This window comes from Candidatus Obscuribacterales bacterium (assembly GCA_036703605.1).
GTDB lineage: Bacteria > Cyanobacteriota > Cyanobacteriia > RECH01 > RECH01 > RECH01.
Genome location: DATNRH010000873.1, coordinates 1 through 1171, shown reverse-complemented (window position 1 = coordinate 1171; position 1171 = coordinate 1). Strand labels below are relative to the sequence as shown.

General features: G+C 53.3%; 1 protein-coding gene. It reads left to right on the top strand.

All coding sequences use genetic code 11. From position 1 onward, the window contains the following. Positions 1 to 171 precede the first annotated feature (171 nt). On the top strand, positions 172 to 1171 hold a 1000-nt coding region (locus V6D20_18010; GenBank protein HEY9817677.1), incomplete at its 3' end, for a hypothetical protein.

The following is a 1171-nucleotide window of genomic DNA, read 5'->3' as shown; positions in this document are numbered from 1 at the left end:
TCTAAGAACTTCTCCGATTGGCGAGATGTAGTGGAAGCATTCAAGAAGATCCATTGAAGATGGGGTGACGTACCAGTGCTAGAAGCGACTTTAATCCTCTGTAATCCTCTGTAATAACGATGCTGGAACTAGATGTACCATTACCTAACCAGAGCAGTGAAGAAGCGGATCATGGAATCGCTCCGCTTTTGCTTCGACAGCAATCCGCAACACCGGGATATTGTCGATCACATCAAGGAGAAGTACAGCTTTGAAGAGCGCCCCCAAAAGGGTATCGTGCTCCAAGGAAGCTCTGCTACCCCCCAATCTCTGTCCGCAGACAACTACATCGGCTCCCTTTACTCCTACATCATGCTGGGGCAGGTGGATGATTTTCGGGGAACGGCACTAGAGTGGGTACGGGAGGATGAAAGGGCCATTGCGGAGAATGGGGACGTCTTCCCCTCAGAGCCCGGCGTCTACTACATCCAGATTGAAGAGGTGGAGCTGGTAGATGAAGTCAATGAGTTCCAGTTCTACGTTGACCCCCTCCTTACAGTACGCGAAGAGCCCATTATCCAGTTCCAGACGGGAGCCGAGACTAATGCCATCCTCAACCACGCTCCCGTACTCGAAAATAGCGTGAAGTTGTATGAGTACCCGAAGCAACCTTTGCTTACGGGTGAGGCTCTAGTCCTCACAGCAGCCCAATCTCTGGAACTAGGGGGCTCGGACTCCCATCTGGAACTGGGCCTTCCTGTGGGTACCGTGGGAGTATCTGTGCTGGGGAGCAACACACAACCCTTCACAGTGACCGCTTCGTCTAATGATGTACTGGCCTTCGATGTCAACAACATTCCGGTGTCTGTGACTCTCACAGCGGGGACAGGCATTCTGGCAGATGCCATTGCAGATGAGATCGAGGCCGCTATTGTGGCCGCTTCGGTGGATGGACTGACCTATTCCGTCACTGTTGAGGGAGGTGCCATCAAGATCACCGCCGACACGTCCCTGCGCTTTGATGCCGATAGTATCTCCACAGCTAACACATTGCTTGGGCTCACAGAGGGGTATGTTTCCCCTACCGTGACAGGTGTCCTCCTTCAACCCACTGTGCCCCAAGGCGCAACATTTCGGGTAGTAGTCGATGGGACCGCATACGACCTACTACCCGAAATGTTGCGCCTTGGGG